The sequence below is a fragment of the Kitasatospora sp. NPDC048296 genome (genome assembly GCF_043201815.1).
In the GTDB taxonomy this organism is placed as follows: domain Bacteria; phylum Actinomycetota; class Actinomycetes; order Streptomycetales; family Streptomycetaceae; genus Kitasatospora.
The window spans coordinates 12,280-30,151 of record NZ_JBICZB010000042.1 but is presented as its reverse complement, the minus strand read 5'-3'; the positions used below and the strand labels follow the sequence as shown (position 1 = coordinate 30,151).

At 75.0% G+C, this 17,872-nt stretch carries 16 protein-coding genes; 12 read left to right on the top strand and 4 right to left on the bottom strand.

The window, feature by feature from the left end; translation table 11 throughout:
* Window positions 1–155: 155 nt before the first annotated feature.
* Genes ACGF12_RS23730 through ACGF12_RS23720 form a run of 3 tightly spaced genes read left to right on the top strand, consistent with a single transcriptional unit; the run spans window position 156 to window position 3,258 of the window.
* Window positions 156–500: a DUF2530 domain-containing protein gene (locus tag ACGF12_RS23730; protein WP_393033461.1), complete on the top strand. Its 345-nt coding sequence runs from the start codon at window positions 156–158 to the stop codon at window positions 498–500.
* A 51-nt stretch (window positions 501–551) separates the two neighbouring features.
* Window positions 552–3,008, top strand: a complete 2,457-nt coding sequence (locus ACGF12_RS23725; RefSeq protein WP_393033458.1) for an HAD-IC family P-type ATPase — start codon at window positions 552–554, stop codon at window positions 3,006–3,008.
* A gap of 40 nt (window positions 3,009–3,048) precedes the next feature.
* Window positions 3,049–3,258, top strand: coding sequence for a hypothetical protein (locus ACGF12_RS23720; RefSeq protein WP_387617775.1), 210 nt, complete (start codon window positions 3,049–3,051; stop codon window positions 3,256–3,258).
* 3 nt (window positions 3,259–3,261) lie between these two features.
* Here the strand turns inward: ACGF12_RS23720 and ACGF12_RS23715 are convergent, their stop codons facing one another.
* Window positions 3,262–6,558: a sacsin N-terminal ATP-binding-like domain-containing protein gene (locus ACGF12_RS23715; RefSeq protein ID WP_393033455.1), complete on the bottom strand. Its 3,297-nt coding sequence runs from the start codon at window positions 6,556–6,558 to the stop codon at window positions 3,262–3,264.
* Window positions 6,559–6,845: 287 nt separating this feature from the next.
* Window positions 6,846–7,730 (bottom strand): DUF3027 domain-containing protein, encoded by an 885-nt coding sequence (locus tag ACGF12_RS23710; RefSeq protein ID WP_393033558.1) that lies wholly within the window; start codon window positions 7,728–7,730, stop codon window positions 6,846–6,848.
* A 560-nt stretch (window positions 7,731–8,290) separates the two neighbouring features.
* Between ACGF12_RS23710 and ACGF12_RS23705 the strand changes: the two genes are divergently transcribed.
* The 4 genes from ACGF12_RS23705 to ACGF12_RS23690 all read left to right on the top strand — a co-directional run bounded on the left by ACGF12_RS23705 (window position 8,291) and on the right by ACGF12_RS23690 (window position 11,858).
* Window positions 8,291–9,634, top strand: coding sequence for an MFS transporter (locus ACGF12_RS23705; protein ID WP_393033555.1), 1,344 nt, complete (start codon window positions 8,291–8,293; stop codon window positions 9,632–9,634).
* A 74-nt stretch (window positions 9,635–9,708) separates the two neighbouring features.
* The gene (locus ACGF12_RS23700) at window positions 9,709–10,239 is read left to right on the top strand and encodes a hypothetical protein (protein WP_393033452.1); all 531 of its coding nucleotides are present in this window, start codon (window positions 9,709–9,711) and stop codon (window positions 10,237–10,239) included.
* A 10-nt stretch (window positions 10,240–10,249) separates the two neighbouring features.
* Window positions 10,250–11,011, top strand: coding sequence for a futalosine hydrolase (locus tag ACGF12_RS23695; protein ID WP_393033449.1), 762 nt, complete (start codon window positions 10,250–10,252; stop codon window positions 11,009–11,011).
* Window positions 11,004–11,858 (top strand): 1,4-dihydroxy-6-naphthoate synthase, encoded by an 855-nt coding sequence (locus ACGF12_RS23690; protein ID WP_393033446.1) that lies wholly within the window; start codon window positions 11,004–11,006, stop codon window positions 11,856–11,858. The genes ACGF12_RS23695 and ACGF12_RS23690 overlap by 8 nt, the downstream gene beginning before the upstream one ends.
* Before the next feature lie 52 nt (window positions 11,859–11,910).
* Here ACGF12_RS23690 and ACGF12_RS23685 read toward each other — a convergent pair whose 3' ends face one another.
* Window positions 11,911–12,294 carry a cold-shock protein gene (locus ACGF12_RS23685; RefSeq protein ID WP_393033443.1) on the bottom strand — a complete coding sequence of 128 codons (384 nt, stop codon included), beginning with the start codon at window positions 12,292–12,294 and terminating at the stop codon, window positions 11,911–11,913.
* 477 nt (window positions 12,295–12,771) lie between these two features.
* Between ACGF12_RS23685 and ACGF12_RS23680 the strand changes: the two genes are divergently transcribed.
* Window positions 12,772–13,014 carry a hypothetical protein gene (locus ACGF12_RS23680; RefSeq protein ID WP_393033440.1) on the top strand — a complete coding sequence of 81 codons (243 nt, stop codon included), beginning with the start codon at window positions 12,772–12,774 and terminating at the stop codon, window positions 13,012–13,014.
* Here the strand turns inward: ACGF12_RS23680 and ACGF12_RS23675 are convergent.
* Window positions 13,011–13,640 carry an HAD family hydrolase gene (locus ACGF12_RS23675; RefSeq protein WP_393033437.1) on the bottom strand — a complete coding sequence of 210 codons (630 nt, stop codon included), beginning with the start codon at window positions 13,638–13,640 and terminating at the stop codon, window positions 13,011–13,013. The two genes, ACGF12_RS23680 and ACGF12_RS23675, sit on opposite strands and share 4 nt — an antisense overlap.
* A 99-nt stretch (window positions 13,641–13,739) precedes the next feature.
* Here ACGF12_RS23675 and ACGF12_RS23670 point away from each other — a divergent pair, with 99 nt between their 5' ends.
* The 4 genes from ACGF12_RS23670 to ACGF12_RS23655 all read left to right on the top strand — a co-directional run bounded on the left by ACGF12_RS23670 (window position 13,740) and on the right by ACGF12_RS23655 (window position 17,805).
* Window positions 13,740–14,786, top strand: coding sequence for a FecCD family ABC transporter permease (locus tag ACGF12_RS23670; RefSeq protein WP_393033434.1), 1,047 nt, complete (start codon window positions 13,740–13,742; stop codon window positions 14,784–14,786).
* Entirely contained in the window at window positions 14,783–15,856 is a 1,074-nt protein-coding gene (locus ACGF12_RS23665) for a FecCD family ABC transporter permease (RefSeq protein ID WP_393033431.1), read from the top strand. The genes ACGF12_RS23670 and ACGF12_RS23665 overlap by 4 nt, the downstream gene beginning before the upstream one ends.
* Complete coding sequence (locus ACGF12_RS23660; RefSeq protein WP_393033428.1) at window positions 15,856–16,689, top strand: ABC transporter ATP-binding protein; 834 nt, start codon at window positions 15,856–15,858, stop codon at window positions 16,687–16,689. The genes ACGF12_RS23665 and ACGF12_RS23660 overlap by 1 nt, the downstream gene beginning before the upstream one ends.
* A 138-nt stretch (window positions 16,690–16,827) precedes the next feature.
* Window positions 16,828–17,805, top strand: coding sequence for an ABC transporter substrate-binding protein (locus ACGF12_RS23655; RefSeq protein WP_393033425.1), 978 nt, complete (start codon window positions 16,828–16,830; stop codon window positions 17,803–17,805).
* The last annotated feature ends 67 nt before the right edge of the window (window positions 17,806–17,872 follow it).

Sequence of the window (17,872 nt, the reverse complement as noted above, 5' to 3'; positions counted from 1 at the left end):
GGGGGGACCGCCCGTGGCGACGGTGGCCGGGCGTGGACCTTTAAGTATGGTTTCCGGATCGCACACGCGCTATCTTCGCGCGTAGAGCCCGCAGGGAGTCCCGGAGCGCCCCCAGGGGCCCCGCCGCGCCCCCGCCGCACCGTACGCTAGGCCCCATGCCCAAGACGCCGCCGCACCCCTCGCCCCCTCCGCTGGAGGCCAACGACGTCGCCATCGTCGGCGGCGGCACGGTGCTGTGGTTCGTCGCCTTCCTCGTCCTGCTCCCCTTCCAAGGCACCCTCTCCGACCACAAGCACGGCAGCTGGCCCTGGATCTGCCTCTCCGGCGGCCTGCTCGGCCTGATCGGCCTCTGGTACTGCCGCGCCCGCCGGGACGCGATCGCCCGCAGCCGCGCCGCCGAGGCCGCCCTGCGCGAGGCCGACGGCGACGGCACCGGCGGCGGCACGGGCACCGACGGCAACACCGGCGGCAACACCGGCCCGGCCGCCCAGTCGGACTAATAGTCCTTTAGTAACACGCATCGGACATAAGGCACCCGTAGAGTCGGTGCCATGACGGAGCCTGCCCAACCCCCGGAAGAGCAGCCGCCCGACGGAAACCACCCCGACGGCGCGCACCCCCTCGGGCTGCTGCCCGGGCGGCGCGGCGGACTGACCACCGCCGAGGTGGCCGAACGTGTCGCGAACGGCCAGGTCAACGACGTCCCGGTGCGGTCCAGCCGGTCCGCCAAGGAGATCGTCCGGGCCAACGTCTTCACCCGGTTCAACGCGATCATCGGCGTCATGTTCGGGATCATCCTGGTCGTCGGCCCCATCCAGGACGGCCTGTTCGGCCTGGTCATCGTGGCCAACACGGCGATCGGCATCTTCCAGGAACTGCGCGCCAAGAAGACCCTGGACAGCCTGGCGCTGATCGGCGAGGCCCGCCCCCAGGTCCGCCGGGACGGCGCCGTCCAGCAGGTCGCCGTCTCCGGGATCGTCCTCGACGACACCGTGCTGCTCGGCATCGGCGACAAGGTGATCGTGGACGGCGACGTCACCGAGGCGGACGGCCTGGAGATCGACGAGTCGCTGCTCACCGGCGAACCCGACCCGGTCCTCAAACAGCCCGGCGACCAGGTGATGTCCGGCAGCTTCGTGGTGGCCGGCGCGGGCGCCTTCACCGCCACCAAGGTCGGCCGCGAGGCCTACGCGGCCCAGCTGGCCGAGGAGGCCAGCAAGTTCACCCTGGTGAAGTCGGAGCTGCGCAGCGGCATCAACAGCATCCTGCGGTTCATCACCTACCTGCTGATCCCCACCGCGCTCGGCCTGATCATCAGCCAGCTGGCCGTCGAGGGCCGGGACTGGCGCGAGGCCGTCCGCCGGATGGTGGCCGGCATCGTGCCGATGGTCCCCGAGGGCCTGGTGCTGCTGACCTCGGTGGCCTTCGCGATCGGCGTGATCCGGCTCGGCCGCAAGCAGTGCCTGGTCCAGGAGCTCCCGGCGATCGAGGGCCTGGCCCGGGTGGACACCGTCTGCCTGGACAAGACCGGCACCCTCACCGAGGGCGGCATGGACGTGATCGACCTGCGGGTGATCTCCAACGGCGAGCCCGCCCCGGTCGAGCCGGACGCCATCAAGCACGCGCTCGCCGTGATGGCCTGCGCCGACGCCCGCCCCAACCCGTCCATGCAGGCCGTGATCGACGCGTACGGGCGGGGCGACGGCGGGGGCCCGGGCGGCAACGGCTGGCGGGTGATCGAGGCGATGCCGTTCTCCTCCGCCCGCAAGTGGAGCGGCGTCCAGCTGCTGGAGCCGCAGGGCGGCGAGGCCAGCTGGCTGCTCGGCGCCCCCGACGTGCTGCTGCCCGCCGGGCACCCGGCGCTCGCCGAGGTGGACGAGCTGGGCGCCCAGGGCCTGCGGGTGCTGCTGCTCGGCCGTACGCCCGTCCCGCTGGACTCCCCCGACCCGGCGGCCGACCTCACCCCGCTCGCCCTGGTGGTGCTCCAGCAGCGGCTGCGCGCGGACGCCGCCGACACCCTGCGCTACTTCGAGAGCCAGAACGTCCGGGCCAAGGTGATCTCCGGGGACGCGGCGGTCTCGGTCGGCGCGGTGGCCGGCCACCTCGGCCTGCCCGGCGCGGACCGCCCGCTGGACGCCCGCACCCTGCCGGAGGACCCCGAGCAGCTCGCCGAGACGGCCGACCGGACCAGCGTCTTCGGCCGGGTCAGCCCGCAGCAGAAGCGCCAGCTGGTCGGGGCGCTGCAGTCCCGCGGCCACACCGTGGCGATGACCGGCGACGGCGTCAACGACGTGCTCGCGCTCAAGGACGCCGACATCGGCGTGGCGATGGGCACCGGCTCGGACGCCACCAAGGCGGTCGCCCAGATCGTGCTGCTCAACGACTCCTTCGCGACCATGCCCTCGGTGGTCGCCGAGGGCCGCCGGGTGATCGGCAACATCGAGCGGGTCGCCGGGCTGTTCCTGGTGAAGACGGTCTACTCGGTGCTGCTGGCGCTGCTGGTGATCTTCACCCACTCGCCGTACCCGTTCCTGCCCCGGCACTCCACCGTGCTGTCCACCCTCACCATCGGCGTGCCGGCCTTCTTCCTGGCCCTGGCCCCCAACAACGAGCGGGCCCGCACCGGCTTCGTGAAGCGCGTCCTGCGGCTGGCGATCCCCGGCGGCGTCATCGCCGGCACCGGCACCTTCGTCGCCTACGCGCTGGCCCGCTCCGACCACGCGACCGACCTCAAGGGCGACACCAGCGTGGCCACCCTGACGCTCTTCCTGATCGCCATCTGGGTGCTCGCCATCGTCGCCCGTCCGTACAACTGGTGGCGGCTGCTGCTGATCGCCACCATGGGCGGCGCGTTCGCCCTGGTCCTGCTGGTCCCGGCGCTGTCCGACTTCTTCGAGCTCTCCCTGGTCAACGGGCGCGACCCGTGGACGGGCGTCGGCATCGCGCTGATCTGCGGCGTGGCGCTGGAGTCCGCCTGGCGCTGGATGAAGCGTCGCGGCATGGAATGACCGCCCCTGCGCTTAGCATCTCCCTGAAAGGGGGTGCCGAATGGCGCGCAGGGGTGGGGAGTTGGAGGCGTTCATCGCCTTCCTGGGCGGGCTGCTGGCGGCCGGGCTGACGGCGCTGGCGATGGCGGGCGTCGGCCTGGCGGTCAGGCCCACGCCCGCACTGAAGGCAGCGGCGATGGTGACGCTCGGCGCGGTCTGGCTGACCGTCACCACCACCGTCTACCTGCGGCTCAAGCCGCGCAACGGCTGAGACTCAGCCCTCGAAGTCGCGGGCCGCGGACAGCTCGTACGCCCGGTCCGGCTCGCTGAGCGCGGCCAGCACCTCGAAGCGCCGGTGCCACTGCCCGACCGACCAGGCGAGCCCGGCCGCCAGGCCCTCCGGGGTGGCCGCGTGCAGCAGTCCGGGCACCGGCGGGATCTCGAACTCGTCGTCCTCGTCGGCGGCTTCGGCCAGCTCCGGATCGTACGGCGGCTCCGGGGCGTCCGCCTCCGGGTCCCAACGCCAGTCCACCGCGGCCTCCCCGCCGTCCGGGCCGACCACCAGGAGCTCCTCGTGCTCCTCGTAGGCGACCGGGCAGCCGGGCAGCAGCTCCCGCACCACGGCCGGCACCCGGTGCAGCACGCCCTCGGAGAGCACCCGGCCGCCGGCCACCTCGCTGGCCAGCGACACGTGCAGCCGCTCGGCGAGGTCCGCGGCGAGCGCCGGGGCGACCGGCAGCAGCGGGTACGGGTGCAGGAGCTGGACCAGGTCGGGGGCGTCGGCGACGACCGCCTCGGTGGCGTCCACCACCACCGTGCGGTCCGGGCGGCGCCCGGTGTCCGGATCCAGCGGCGGCAGCGCCCGCACCACGTCCAGCGGTTCGATCCGCTCACGCTCGACCCGGGCCAACGCGCTGTGGATGCCGTGCAGTTGGCGGTGCCCGACCTCGGCGTCCGGGTCGGTGAGCCGGTCCAGCACCTCGTCCGGGCCGTGGGTCTCGGCGAGCAGCGCGGCCAGCGTCGTGCGCACCCCGAGCGCGTGCAGGAACTGCTCGTCCAGGGTGGTGCGCGCCTCGTCGTACAGGCCGCGCAGCAGCGGGTCGGCCCCGGCGGCGCGCAGTCCGGCGGGCTCGCGGCCGCCCAGCACCGGGTGGTCGCGCAGCCACCAGGCGGTGTACGGCGGCAGGTCGGCGTAGGAGCCGTCCGGCAGCAGGGTGCGCGCCGGGTTGACCACGGCCTCCCGGTACGGCGGGCGGGCGAGCGCGGCCAGCGCCTCGGGCCAGGCGTCGTCGTCCACCAGGTCGAGGTCGCGCACGGCCAGCAGCTCGGCGGCCACCGGCGGCACGCCGACCACCTCGTCCGCGTGCAGCGCCTCCAGGGCGTCCTCGGCCCAGTCGGCGAGCCCGTCCGGCGCCTCGTCCAGCAGGCCGGTGGGGTGACCGCCGGCCGCCCGGTCGGCCGGCGCGGTCGGGTCGAGGCGCTCCAGGTCGTCCGGGTCGAGCACCACGTCCTCGGCGCGCACCAGCACGAAGTCGGCCAGCACGCCGACGGCCGTGAGCACCTCGGGGCCCCAGCGCTCCAGCATCTCGTCGTCCACCCAGCCGGCGTCCTCCTCGCGGGCGAGGGCGGCGAACGGGCTGCCGGGCAGCACGAGTTCGCCCGCGCGGGCGGGCTCGCCCTCGTCGTCCAGCAGCGCCAGCCGGGCCAGCCACGGGTGCTCGTCGGGCGCCGGGGCGGCGGCCTTCACCAGGGCCAGGACGGCGTCGGCCAGTTCGAGCGCGGCGTCCAGGTCGTCCTCGGCCAGCTCGTACGAGCGGGCGACGGCGGCCCGCACCTCGGGGGTGTCCAGCACCCCGGCGGGCGTGGCGGTGCCGGCGCCGAGCTTGGCCAGCAGCGGGTGGGCGGCCTCCGGGTGGGCCAGCCGCAGGTCGAGCGCGGCGAGCGCCCCGGCCAGCGTCTCGGGGTAGCCGGGGAAGGCCGCCCAGTCGGCGTCCTCGGAGGGCAGCAGCACCCGCCGGGGACCGGTGACGGTCCGCCCGTCCGCGAGCGGCACGGGCAGCGCGCCGAGCGCCTCCGGGTCGGCCGCGCCGAGCGCCGCGTACAGGTTGCGCCACCAGGCCGGGTCGCGGTCCAGGCCGCCGAGCTGGTCGACCACCTCGGCCAGCGGCACCCGGCGCACGTTCAGCACCCGCAGCTCGGTGCGGCGCTCCAGCCCGGCCGGCAGCAGCCCGGGGAAGATCGGCGCCAGCGCCTCGACCACCGAGCCGTCCGCGCCCTCCAGCAGCGTCGCGTCCCGGGGCCGCAGCGCGGGCGTGCCCTCCTCGACGACGCCGGGGTGGGGCAGGAACGGCGTGCCGGGCAGCCGGGACAGCACGGCCGCGCGCAGCGCGTTGTCCAGCGCGCCCTGCCCGAGCGGGCCCGGCACCAGGCCGAGTGAGCCCAGGTCGGCGCCGCGGGCGCGCAGCAGCTCGGCGTAGCTGTCGGCGGCGCGCTCGGTGAGGAAGTCGGCGAGCGGGCCGGGGGCGAGGTGCCGACGGGTGGAGTCCAGCGGGTAGGAGGCGATCAGCAGCGCGGGCAGGCCGATCGGCTCGTCGCTGGGGGTGGGCGCGTGCAGCACCGGCTCGATCGCGGGCCGCTGCGGGGCGCCGTCCTCGGCGACCGGGACGGCCCAGGTCACCGTCCAGTACGGGCGGGTGCGCTCCTCGGTGGGCCGGTCGGCGAGCAGCTCGGCGTCCAGCCGGCCGGAGGCGCCGACGGTCTGCCAGACCGTCCGCCGCGGCAGCCCGCCCGCGTCGTCGGTGACGGTGACCTCGGTGACGCCGTCCGGGCGCGGCTCGGCGGCGCTGCGGGTGAGCGTCCGGGTGCCGTCCGGGGTCTCCACCACCACCTCGGCCAGGCCGGGCAGGGTGAGCAGCAGCGCGTCGTCGATGCCGGCCAGCAGCCGGCGGGTCAGGTCCTCGGCGGCGACGTCCCGCAGCGGCAGCACCACCACGGTGTCGTAGCCCTCGGGAGCCGGACCCTCGGCCGCGAACGGCAGCCGCAGCAGTGGCACGTGGCCGTCCCGGCGGCGCAGCTCGTCGGTCAGCGCGGGCTGCGCCGCGGCCAGCGCCCGGGCCTCGCCGAGCGACCAGCGCACCCCGCCCGCGGCGCCCAGCACGGCGGGCTCGTCGGTGACGGCGAGGACGGCGGCGAAGCCGACGCCGAACCGGCCGACGGCGGGCTCCTCACCGCGCTTGGAGGAGGCGCGCAGGGTGGACAGCGACTCGACGGCGGCCGCGTCCAGCGGGGCGCCGGTGTTGGCGGCGGCCAGCACGCCGTCGGCCAGGGTCAGCCGCAGCCGCCCGGGGCCGCGCCCGGCCCGCACCGCCGCGTCGGCCGCGTTCTGCGCCAACTCGACGACCAGGCGGTCGCGGTAGCCGCCGAGCGCCAGCTCCTCCTCGGCGTTGGCGTCCTCCCGGAACCGGGCCGGCGAAGCGGCCCAGGCGTCCAGCACCCGGCGCCGCAGCGCGGCGCTCCCGAACGGGTCCGCGAGGTGCTCGTCCGTGCCGCTGCCGATGATCCGAGGTTCCACTGGACCTGCCGCCTTCCGCCGCCCTGTACGTCGTAGAGGCATTCTTCCCTGCCCCACCGACTACTCCCGACCACGGCCCGGCCCGACTGCGCCCGTACCCGGAAGATCCGCAGGCCAACGGCCGTGAGCCGGGGGCGTCCCAGGTCGGCAGGCCGGGGCGCGGAGGGGGCCGGTCGCCCGCGGCACGGGGGATGCCCGGGAACGCCGCGGCCCGTCCCGCCGGTTCGGTGGGACGGGCCGTCGAGCGACGCGGGCTCAGGAACGCCCGGGCTCAGGGCAGTGCCGGCTCAGGAGTGGCCGAGCTCCTCCGCCGGGGCGTCCGGCTCGACCGAGCCGGAGGCGCGGTCCGGGTGGAGCTGCAGCGGCTCGACCACCAGCTCGTCCAGGATCAGCTCGGACGGCGCCGGCGGGGCCGGGATGACGGCCGCCTCGGAGTGCCCGCCGCAGCCGTACGCGAAGGAGACGATCTGCCCGTCGGCCGGGCCGAACTCGTTGCCGCACACGCCGAAGGCCTGCCCGAGCGAGCCGCCGATCGGGATCAGGAAGCCGCAGCTGCCGCACGCGGCGGGCGCCGCCTGGGCCATCGGGGTCTGCGGGCCGTGGGACTTCTCCCAGCGGTCGGCGGCCAGGTGCAGCCCGAGCCGGGAGAGCACCCGGCTGCGGCCCATGCCGAGTTCCTCGGCGACGGCGTTGATCTGGGCGCGGGCCGGGGCGAGCTGGACGTGCGGGTCGGTGACGACCACGTCCTCCTCCGCCGCGAGGGCGGCGACCGCGGAGTTCGGCGCGGGCTCGTCCTCGCCGCTCCAGCCGGGCTCCAGCCGCGCGTCGTCGGCGCCGGTGGGCAGCAGGTCGCCGGGGCCCATGTCGCCCGGGCGCAGCCGCTCGCTCCACGGCACCCACTCCGGGGCCAGCACGGCGTCGGGGCCGGGCAGCAGCACGACCTCGTCGAGGGTGACGTTCTTGGCCCGCGGCGCCCGCGCCACGGTGACCGCCCAGTGCCAGCCGCGGTAGGCGGCGTCCAGGCAGTCGAAGCTGTGGGTGACGACGCGGTCGGCGTCCGCCTGGACGCCCAGGTGCGGGCCGACCGCCTCGGGTCCGACGGCCTCCTCGGCAGCCTGACGGGCGAGTTCGACGGCCTCGGCACAGAGCCGGTCGGGGGTACGGCTTCGCATCGCAGCACTCACGGCGTCGATTCTCTCCCAGTTCTTCTGTCACCCACGGCGTGTTGCCTGTTCCGTCGCGGCTCGGTAGTCCCTCGTCCATTCTGCGCGACCCGGGGCCGCCGCGGGTACCGACCGCGCCGCTCGACCGGCCTGCCGGCGCCCGGCGCCCCGGCGAGCGGACCTTGGGCAGGCTACCCGCCGGTCGGCACCCCGGCACAGTCCGGGGCGGAGCCGAGCGTTCCGCGACCGCGCCGAGCGGACCGGAATCCCGCGTCGCCACGGCGAATCTGGGGCAGGATGGCCTTGTGGCGGACGACAACCCGTCGCAGCACGCACTGCGCCCCTCGCCGGCCGTCAGCCCCGGCGAGGCGGACGCCGTGCCGCGACACCGACCTCCTGTTCCCGCTGCGGGCGAACCGCGGTCGGAGGACGGTGCCGAGGCGCCCACCGCCCGGGTCAGCCTGGAGAAGCAGGACGTTCCGGACGACGCCCGCACCCGTCACCTCCCCACCCTCGACGACGACCTGGACGAGGAGCTCCCCGAGCCCCGCCGCCACTTCCTGGTCCGCATCGCCTCCGCCACCGGCATCCGCGTCGGCAAGCTGGTGCACGGCACCGGCCGCCGGATCCGCCGGGCCACCTCCGCCGAGGGCGCCGGCGAGTCCGGCCTCGCCAAGCTGATCGAGCTGCACGCGCTGAACTCCTTCGGCGACATGCTGATCACCATCGCGCTGGCCTCCACCATCTTCTTCTCCGTCCCCACCGGCCAGGCCCGCGGCCGGGTCGCCCTCTACCTGCTGATCACCATGGCCCCGTTCGCCCTGCTGGCCCCGGTGATCGGCCCGCTGCTGGACCGGATCCCGCACGGCCGCCGGGCGGCCATGGCGATGTCGATGCTGGCCCGGGCCGCGCTGGCCTGGACGATGGCCGGGGTGATCTCCGGCGGCGGTATCGCGCTCTACCCGGAGGCGCTGGGCGTGCTGGTGGCGTCCAAGGCGTACGGGGTGGTGCGCAGCGTCGTGGTGCCCCGGCTGCTGCCGAGCCGGCTGTCCCTGGTGAAGGCGAACTCCCGGGTCACCCTGGCCGGGCTGCTGGCCACCGGCGTGGCGGCCGCGGTGGGCGGGCTGCTGCACCTGATCGGGCCGAGCTGGCCGCTGCGCGGCGCCTTCCTGGTGTTCGTGATCGGCACCCTGATGGCCTTCCACCTGCCGCACGAGGTCGACTCGGCGAAGGGCGAGCAGCGGGCCGTCCTGCACGCCGAGGTGCACGGCGAGGGCTCGCACCTGATCCACCACAAGCCGCCGAAGGTGAAGGCCTCGCTGCGCACCGTCGGCCCCTCGGTGGTGCTGGCGCTGCGGGCGATGGCGGCGATGCGCTGGCTGGTCGGCTTCCTGGTGTTCTTCCTGGCCTTCCTGCTGCGCACCGACCCGATCGGCGGCCTGCGGCCGACCGTGGCGCTGGGCCTGGTGGCGCTGGCGGCCGGGGTCGGCAACGCGCTGGGCTCGGTGCTGGGCTCCTGGCTGCGCACCCGGGGCCCGGAGGCGACGGTCACCGCGATGCTGCTGCTGGCGGCCTGTGTGACGGCGGCGGCCGCGCTCTGGTACGGCGTGGTGACGGTGGTTCTGGTCGCGGGCCTGGCCGGGATGGCGGCCTCGCTGGGCAAGCTGGCGCTGGACGCGCTGATCCAGCGGGACGTCCCGGAGGCGGTGCGGACCTCGGCGTTCGCCCGTTCGGAGACCCTGATGCAGTTGTGCTGGGTGGCGGGCGGCGGGGTCGGCATCCTGCTGCCGCTGAACGGGGTGCTGGGCCTGTCGATCGCGGCCGCGGTGGTCGGTCTGGTGCTGCTGTGGACGGTCCACTCGCTGCTGCGGCTGGGCCGGTGGCGGCACCCGGCCGCGCCACGGGTGGCCTGAATCCGGCGGTGGGGCAACACGCGGTGGCCGACCCCCGCGTAGCGTGATCGGCCCGGCCCGGTAGATTCTGACGCATGAGCCTCAATGCCCGTGCCATCGCCGCCATCGGCGCCGTCGTTGTGGTCGGCGCCGCCACGGTGGGCACCTCCGTCGCGATCGCCGCCGGCCAGACCGAGCACAACTCCCACCGTGCCACCCTGACGGTCGGCAACTCCTCGATCACCGCTGACCCGCTGTGCTGGAACGGCGGCAGCCCGATCACCGAGGACATGCAGCAGAAGTGCCAGGACGACGCCGCCGAGGCGCTGAAGAACGGCACCCTGCCGACCCGCGACGTGACGGCGAGCGACCGGCTCGGCGTCGGCGTCAGCCCGAACGTGGCCAAGTCCGGCTGGTGGGCCTTCACCAACGGCGGCTCGACCAGCCAGGGCGGCCGCTACAGCCTGTTCTCGTACGCCCAGGGCCCGACCTTCTCCGGCACCCAGCAGGCCAGCAAGGCGCTGAACGCCAGCGGCAAGACCGTGGTCACCGTGGTCGAGGGCGACAAGAACTCGGACAACCCGATCGCCGTCTGGTACTTCCAGCTGAACACCCAGACCAGCTGACGATCCTGCGATGAGCGCGCACGTCACCGACGCGCACCCCGAGCGGTCGGGCCCCGGGCGGGCCCGGCTGCTCGTCGTCGTCGCGGTGCCCGCCGAGGCCGAGGCCGTCCTGCGCGGCCTGCCCGGCGGGGCCGCCGCCCTGCCGCTGCAGGGGGGTGTGCTGCACCGGGCGCACGGTGCTCCGGTGGACGTGCTGGCCGCCGGGGTCGGCCCGGGCGCCGCTGCGGCGGGCGCCTCCGCCGCGCTGGCCGCCGGTCCGTACGGGCTGGTCGCCTCGGCCGGGATCGCCGGCGGTTTCGCCCCGCACGCCCCGGTCGGCGCCACCGTGGTGGCCGACGCGATCGTGGCCGCCGACCTCGGTGCCGAGACTCCCGAGGGCTTCGCCGCCGTCACCGAGCTGGGCTTCGGCACCACCCGGCACACCCCTGCCCCGGCCGCCGTGGCGCTGGCCGCCCGGGCGCTGGACGCCCAGGGCATCGACGTCGTGGCCGGCCCGGTGCTGACCGTCTCCACCGTGACCGGCAGCGCCGGGCGGGCCGACGAGCTGGCCGCCCGGCATCCGGGCGCCGCCGCCGAGGCGATGGAGGGCTTCGGCGTGGCCGAGGCCGCCGCCTGGTACGGCGTGCCGGCCTTCGAACTGCGGACCGTGTCCAACCCGGTGGGCCCGCGCGACCGGGCCGCCTGGCGGATCGGCGAGGCCTTGGCCGCCCTGGAGCGGGCCTTCGCCGCGCTGCCCGTCGCCGAACTGATCGAGGAGGCCGGCCGTGGCTGAACGGCTGAGCATCGCGTACTCGCCCTGCCCGAACGACACCTTCGTCTTCCACGCCTGGGCGCACGGCCTGGTGCCCGGGGCGGACGTCCCCGAGGTGACCTTCGCCGACATCGACATCACCAACGGCCTGGCCGAGCGCGGCGAGCTGGACGTGCTGAAGATCAGCTACGGCGCGCTGCCCTGGGTCCTGGAGGAGTACGCCCTGCTGCCCTGCGGCGGCGCGCTCGGGCGCGGCTGCGGCCCGCTGGTGCTCACCCTGCCGGGCGTGGGCTCGCCCGCGGAGCTCGCCGGGAAGACGGTGGCGGTGCCGTCCGAGCGCTCCACCGCCTACCTGCTGTTCCGGCTCTGGGCGGCCGAGGCGGTACCGGGCGGCTTCGGCGAGATCGTCGTGCTGCCGTTCCACGAGATCATGCCCGCCGTCCGGGACGGCCGGGTGGACGCCGGCCTGGTGATCCACGAGGCCCGCTTCACCTACCAGCAGTACGGCCTGCACAGCCTGGCCGACATGGGCGAGGCCTGGGAGGAGCGGACCGGCCTGCCGATCCCGCTCGGCGCGATCGTCGCCAAGCGCTCACTGGGCGCCGAGCGGCTGCGCGCCCTCGCCGACACGATCCGCGCCTCCGTCCGCCAAGCGTGGGCGGAGCCGGCGGCCAGCCGCGAGTACGTGCTGGCGCACGCCCAGGAGATGGACCCGGCGGTCGCCGACCAGCACATCGGGCTGTACGTGAACGAGTTCACCGCCGACCTCGGCGAGGAGGGCTACGAGGCCGTCCGCGCGCTGCTCACCCGGGCCGCCGCGGAGGGGCTGGTGCCCCCGCTCGACCCGGGTGCGCTCGCGTTCGGGTAGCCCCGGACTCCAGGGACTCCAGGGCACCCGAACGCGAGGGCGCCGGGGCGCCTCAGACGTCGAACTGGTCGGCCACCGCGCGCAGCAGGCCGGCCAGCTTCTGGCCGGTGGGCTTGGCCGGGTAGCGACCGCGCTGGAGGCCTGGCAGCACCGCGTCCAGGGTGGTGATCAGGTCCTGGACGATCGGCGCCATGTCGTCGGCGCTCCTGCGCTGGGCGGCGGCCACCGACGGCAGCGCCTCCAGCAGCTGCACGGCCATCGCCTGGTCCCCGCGATGGCCGGCGACCACGCCGAACTCGACCCGCTGGCCCGGCTTCAGCACGGTGACACCGGCGGGCAGCGCCTTGGTGTGGACGAAGACGTCGTCACCGTCGTCGCGCGACAGGAAGCCGAAGCCCTTCGTCTCGTTGAACCACTTGACCTGGCCGGTGGGCATCTCGAACAGTCCTCGAATGGGTGTGAGGGATCCCGGCCCTGGCCGGGGATCACTGGGTGGTGTGGGAAAAAGGACGGCCGACCTCGGCTCGACGCCCATGGGCGCTCACGGTCAGCGCGTCGTCGGGAGCAGACTAACGGCCCGTCACTGCCTCATCCGCGTTCCGCGAAGGAGTCGCGTTCCGAGGCCCGCCCGGGGCGACGGGAGCGCGGGGATCTCGCGGCCACGGGCGACCCGGTACTGGCACGGCCGGGACGCTTCTCGGCACAGTCCATCGGCTCACACCCCCGGGTCTGAGGACACGGGACGCACCTGCAGCGCCCCTCGGCACCCCCTGCATACCCCCGCCCAGCAGGGATCAAAACGCATCGCTGCCGGGAAACTGCGCAACGTGACCGACCCGCTCCGGTGGGCCGCCCCGGCGGCCGCTCTGCCAGACTGGGGGCACCCAGCGCAGCCCCGGAGGAGTGAGCAGTCGTGAGCAGCCAGAGCGCCGACCCCGGCGACGTGTACGTCAAGGCCGGGACGGTCGTCTTCGCCTTCGGCGCGCTCGCCACCATGGTCACCTTCGTCCCGCTGTTCCTGCACCTGACGCCGCTGCCGACGGCGATGTACTGGCTGAGCATGCTGATGCCGGCCGCCTTCCTGTCCGCGCTGACCGGGCTGTTCCTGAACGCCCGGGCGCAGCGCCGCCGGGTGGAGCCCCGGCAGCCCGCCTAGTTCGCCCCGAGGTGCCGGTCGAGCCACTCCGGGAAGCCGGTGAGGTCCGCGAGCACCACGTCCGCCCCGGCCTCGCGCAGCTCGTCCGCGCCGTACGGGCCGGTGGCCACGCCGACCGCGACCGCCTCCGCGTGCCGGGCGCCCCGGATGTCGCCGAGGTGGTCGCCGACGTAGATGCTCGCGCCGTGCGCGCGCAGCGCCTCGCCCTTGGTCTCCGCCCAGAGGTCGCCGATCACGATGTCCGCCGCCATCCCGGCGTGCTCCAGGTGGAGGTGGGCGTTCGGCTCGTACTTGCCGGTGATCACCGCGACCCGGCCGCCGTGGGCGCGGACCGCCTCGACGGCGGCGTGCGCGCCCGGGAGGGGCACGGTCGGGGCGAAGGCGAGGTCCCGGTACAGCTCGCGGTAGCGGGCGACGACCCGCTCCACCTCGTCCTCCGGGAACCAGTTGCGGATCTCGTTCAACAGCGGCGGGCCGAGCCGGGTGACCACCAGGTCGGCGTCGATGTACGTTCCGGTCTCGGCGGAGAGCGCCTCGTAGGTCGCGCGAATACCCGGACGGGTGTCCAGCAGCGTCATGTCGAGGTCGAAACCGACGGTGAGCGGGGCGGTGGGGATCACGGGCATGCCGCCAGGCTATCCAACGGGCACCGAGGGCGACGAAGGAATTTGCCCCGGCTTCCGGACGGAACTTAGGTTTACCTGAGTTGTCTGCGGAGAGGGCTCATGACCGACACCACCGCACCACACACCACCGCACCACCGGGAACGCGGCGCGCACCCCGCCGCCGAGCACTGTGGCTCGCCGCCTCGCTGGCCGCGCTGGCCGTCGCGGTACTGCTGAGCCTGGCGGTCGGCAGCCGCACCATCCCGTTCTCCGGGACGCTCCACGCGCTGCTGCACGGCGGCGACAGCGCCGACGCCGTGGTGATCCGGGAGCTGCGGCTGCCGCGGACGGTCGTCGGGCTGGCCGTCGGCGCGGCGCTCGGCCTGGCCGGGGCCGTGATGCAGGGCCTGACCCGCAACCCGATCGCCGACCCGGGCATCCTGGGCGTCTCCCAGGGCGCGGCGGCGGGCGTGGTGGTCGCCATCTCCGGCTTCGGCGTCTCCACCCTCACCGGGTACGTGTGGTTCGGCTTCGCCGGCGCGGTGATCGCCACCGTGCTGGTCTACGGCCTCGCCGGGCGCGGCCGGGGCGGGGCGACCCCGATCAAGCTGGCGCTGGCCGGCTCGGCGATGTCCGCCTTCATCGCCTCGCTCAACGCCCTGGTGCTGACCACGGACGCGGCCACCATGGACCAGTTCCGTTTCTGGCACGTCGGCTCGCTCTCCGGGCGCACGGCGGACGTCGCCCGGCAGCTGCTGCCGTTCCTCGCGGTCGGCACCCTGCTGGTGGTCGCGGTGGCCCGCGGCCTGGACGCGCTGGCGCTCGGCGAGGACACCGCCAAGGGCCTGGGCGCCAAGACCGGCCTGGTCCGCGCGGTCGGCGCCCTCGGTGCCACCGTCCTGACCGGTTCCGCGGTGGCCGCGGCCGGCCCGATCGCCTTCGTCGGCCTCGCCGTCCCGCACGCCGCCCGCGCCGTCGCCGGCGCCGACCACCGCTGGATCCTCGCCTTCTCCGCCGTCCTCGGCCCGGCCCTGCTGCTGCTCGCCGACACCTTCGGCCGGGTGCTCTTCCCGCCGTCGGAGGTCCCGGCCGGCGTGATGACGGCACTGGTCGGAGTGCCGGTGCTGGTGGCACTGGTCCGGCGCAGGAAGGTGGTGGCGGCATGACGTCGGTGTCCCTGCGCGGGTACTCCGTGGTGCGGGCCGGGCGGGCGTCCCTCCTCCTCCACCGGCGCTCCGCGGCCGCCGCCGTCGGGCTGCTCGTCGTGCTCGCCGCGACCGTCGTCGCCTCGCTCTGCCTCGGCGAGTCGACCGTCTCGCCCGGCGAGGTGGTCAAGGTGGTGCTCGGTCGGCCGAGCCCCGACGAGCTGGTGGTCGGGGAGTTCCGGCTGCCGCGGGTGGTGGTCGGGCTGCTGGTCGGGGCGGCGCTCGGGCTGGCCGGGGCGCTGGTCCAGACCGTCGCCCGCAATCCGCTGGCCAGCCCCGATGTGGTGGGCGTGACCTGGGGTGCGACCGCGACCGTCGTCGGGCTGATGGCGTACGGGGTGGTCGGCTCCACCGGGCAGGCGCCGTACGCGGCGGTCGGCGGCGGGCTGGTGGCCGGACTGCTGGTGTACGCGCTGGCCTGGCGGCGCGGGCTGCACGCGCAGCGCTTCGTGCTGATCGGCATCGGGATCAGCGTGGCGCTGTCCTCCCTCACCTCGGTCTTCCTCACCAAGGGCGACGGCTTCCAGGCACAGGCCGCCAAGGTCTGGATGACCGGCAGTCTGAACGGCTCCGGCTACGACCAGGCCGGCCGGCTGGCCTGGGTGCTGCTGGCGGCCCTGCCGGTGGCGCTGTGGGCGGCGCGTGCCCAGCGGTCGATCTCCTTCGACGACGCCACCGCCGTCGGCCTCGGCCTGCGGCTGGACCGGATCCGGCTGGGCATGGCACTGCTGGGCATCGTGCTGGCCTCCTGCGCGGCCGGCGCCGCCGGGCCGGTGGACTTCGTCGCGCTGATGGCCCCGCAGATCGCACTGCGGCTGGCCCGTTCGGCGCAGATCCCGCTGTTCTGCTCGGCGCTGACCGGCGCGCTCGTCGTGGTGCTCGCCGACCTGATCGCCCGGCGTCTGCTCGCCCCGACCGAGCTGCCGGTGGGCGTGGTGACCGGCATGGTCGGCGCGCCGTACCTGATGTGGCTGCTCATCCTCCCCCAAACTCCGTTCGGGGGTACCCCCATCCGCCGTGGAGGTTCCTGATGACCCCGAGGACGCACCGCCTGGAGGCCCGGGGCCTCACCCTGGCCTACGAGGCGCGCACGGTCGTCGAGGGCCTCGACGTCCGCATCCCCGACGGCCGGGTGACGGTGATCGTCGGCCCGAACGCCTGCGGCAAGTCGACGCTGCTGCGCGCCCTCGGCCGGCTGCTGAGGCCCGTCCGGGGCGCCGTGCTGCTCGACGGGCTGGAGCTGGCGCGGATCCCCACCAAGCGGATCGCCCAGCGGCTCGGCCTGCTGCCGCAGTCGCCGACCGCCCCGGAGGGCATCTCGGTGGCGGACCTGGTCTCCCGGGGCCGCCAGCCGCACCAGAGCTGGTGGCAGCAGTGGTCGGCGGAGGACGAGGCGGCGGTCGCGGAGGCGCTGGAGCGCACCTCCACGGCGGAGCTGGCCGAGCGCAGCATGGACGAGCTGTCGGGCGGGCAGCGCCAGCGCGCCTGGATCGCGATGGCGCTCGCCCAGGGCACGGACATCCTGCTGCTGGACGAGCCGACCACCTACCTGGACATCGCCCACCAGGTGGAGGTGCTGGACCTGGTGCGCCGGCTGAACGTCGAGCGCGGCCGGACGGTCGTCGCCGTGCTGCACGACCTCAACCAGGCCGCCCGGTACGCCGATCACCTGGTGGCGATGCGGGACGGCCGGGTGGTGGCGCAGGGCGCGCCCGGGGAGGTGGTGACGGCGGAGCTGGTGCGGGAGGTGTTCGGGCTGGAGTCGGTGGTGGTGCCGGATCCGGTGACGGGCACGCCGTTGGTCGTTCCGGGTGCTCCGTGGGTGGCGGCGGAGGAAGCCCTCGAGGAAGCTGCGGACGCCTGACGGCATGCGTGGCCGCCTGACGACATGTCCGGACTCCTGCGCCATTCGTGGCCGCTCAATAGCACTTTAGGCATCATTTCGGACATAATCGACACGCTCCCGCCCGTTGCCGCACCGCCTACGCCGGAGGACCCGCCGATGCCCCGGATCGCCCGCCGCACGTTCCTCGCCGGCCTCGGCGGGGCCGCGCTCGCGGCGTGCACGTCCGGGCAGTCGGCCCCGCCGACCACCGACAACCTCGGGACCCCCTCCCCCAACCCGGCGCCGCCGGTCACGGTGAACGCCGCGACCGGGCCGGTGCTGGTGCCCGGCGAGCCGCTGCGGGTGGTCGTGTTGGACACCGATGTGCTCGACTCCGCGCTGACGCTCGGCATCACCCCGGTCGGCGCCGCGCTCCCGGCCGCCGACACCCGCTTCCCGGAGTACTGGCCGGTCTCCCGTACGGCGGACATCCGGCTGGTCGGCCCGGCCGGCGCACCGGACCTCGCCGCCGTACGGGCCCTGCGGCCGGACCTGATCCTCTCCAACCAGACCCGCGACGGCGACCGGTACGGGCAGCTGAGCGCGCTCGCCCCGACCGTGCTCACCCAGACCACCGGGGCCCCGTGGAAGGCGAACTTCCAGCTGCACGCCCAGGCGTTGAGCCGGGTGGCGGCGGCCGCGGCCTTCGCCACCGCGTACCAGAAGCACGCCGGACAGGTGGCGCAGGCGCTGGCGGCGGCGAAGCTGTCGGGGCGCAAGGTGAGCCTGGTGCGGTTCACGGAGGGCGGCGGGATCCGGCTGTTCGGGAGGCAGAGCTTCCCCGGGAGCGTGCTCGCCGAGGCCGGGGTCGGGCGGCCGGATCCGCAGAACGTCGACCAGTCGGACTTCGAGATTCCGCCGGACCAGATCGGCAAGGCCGACGGCGACCTGCTGCTGTACGCGACCTACGGCGATCCGGAGCGGGCGGGCACCAGCGCGACGCTGGCGAGCCCGGGCTGGCAGGCGCTGGGGGCGGTGAAGGCGCACCGGGCGTTCCCGGTGGACGACCAACTGTGGTTCCAGGGGATCGGGTACACGGGCGCCAACTTCATGCTGGACGAGCTGCAGCGCTTCCTCGGCTTCCCCGGGGCGTAGTCCGTCCACTGACGACAAGTCGACTCAGTGAGGGCTGTGCGACCAACCGTCGCTTCCGCCACAATGG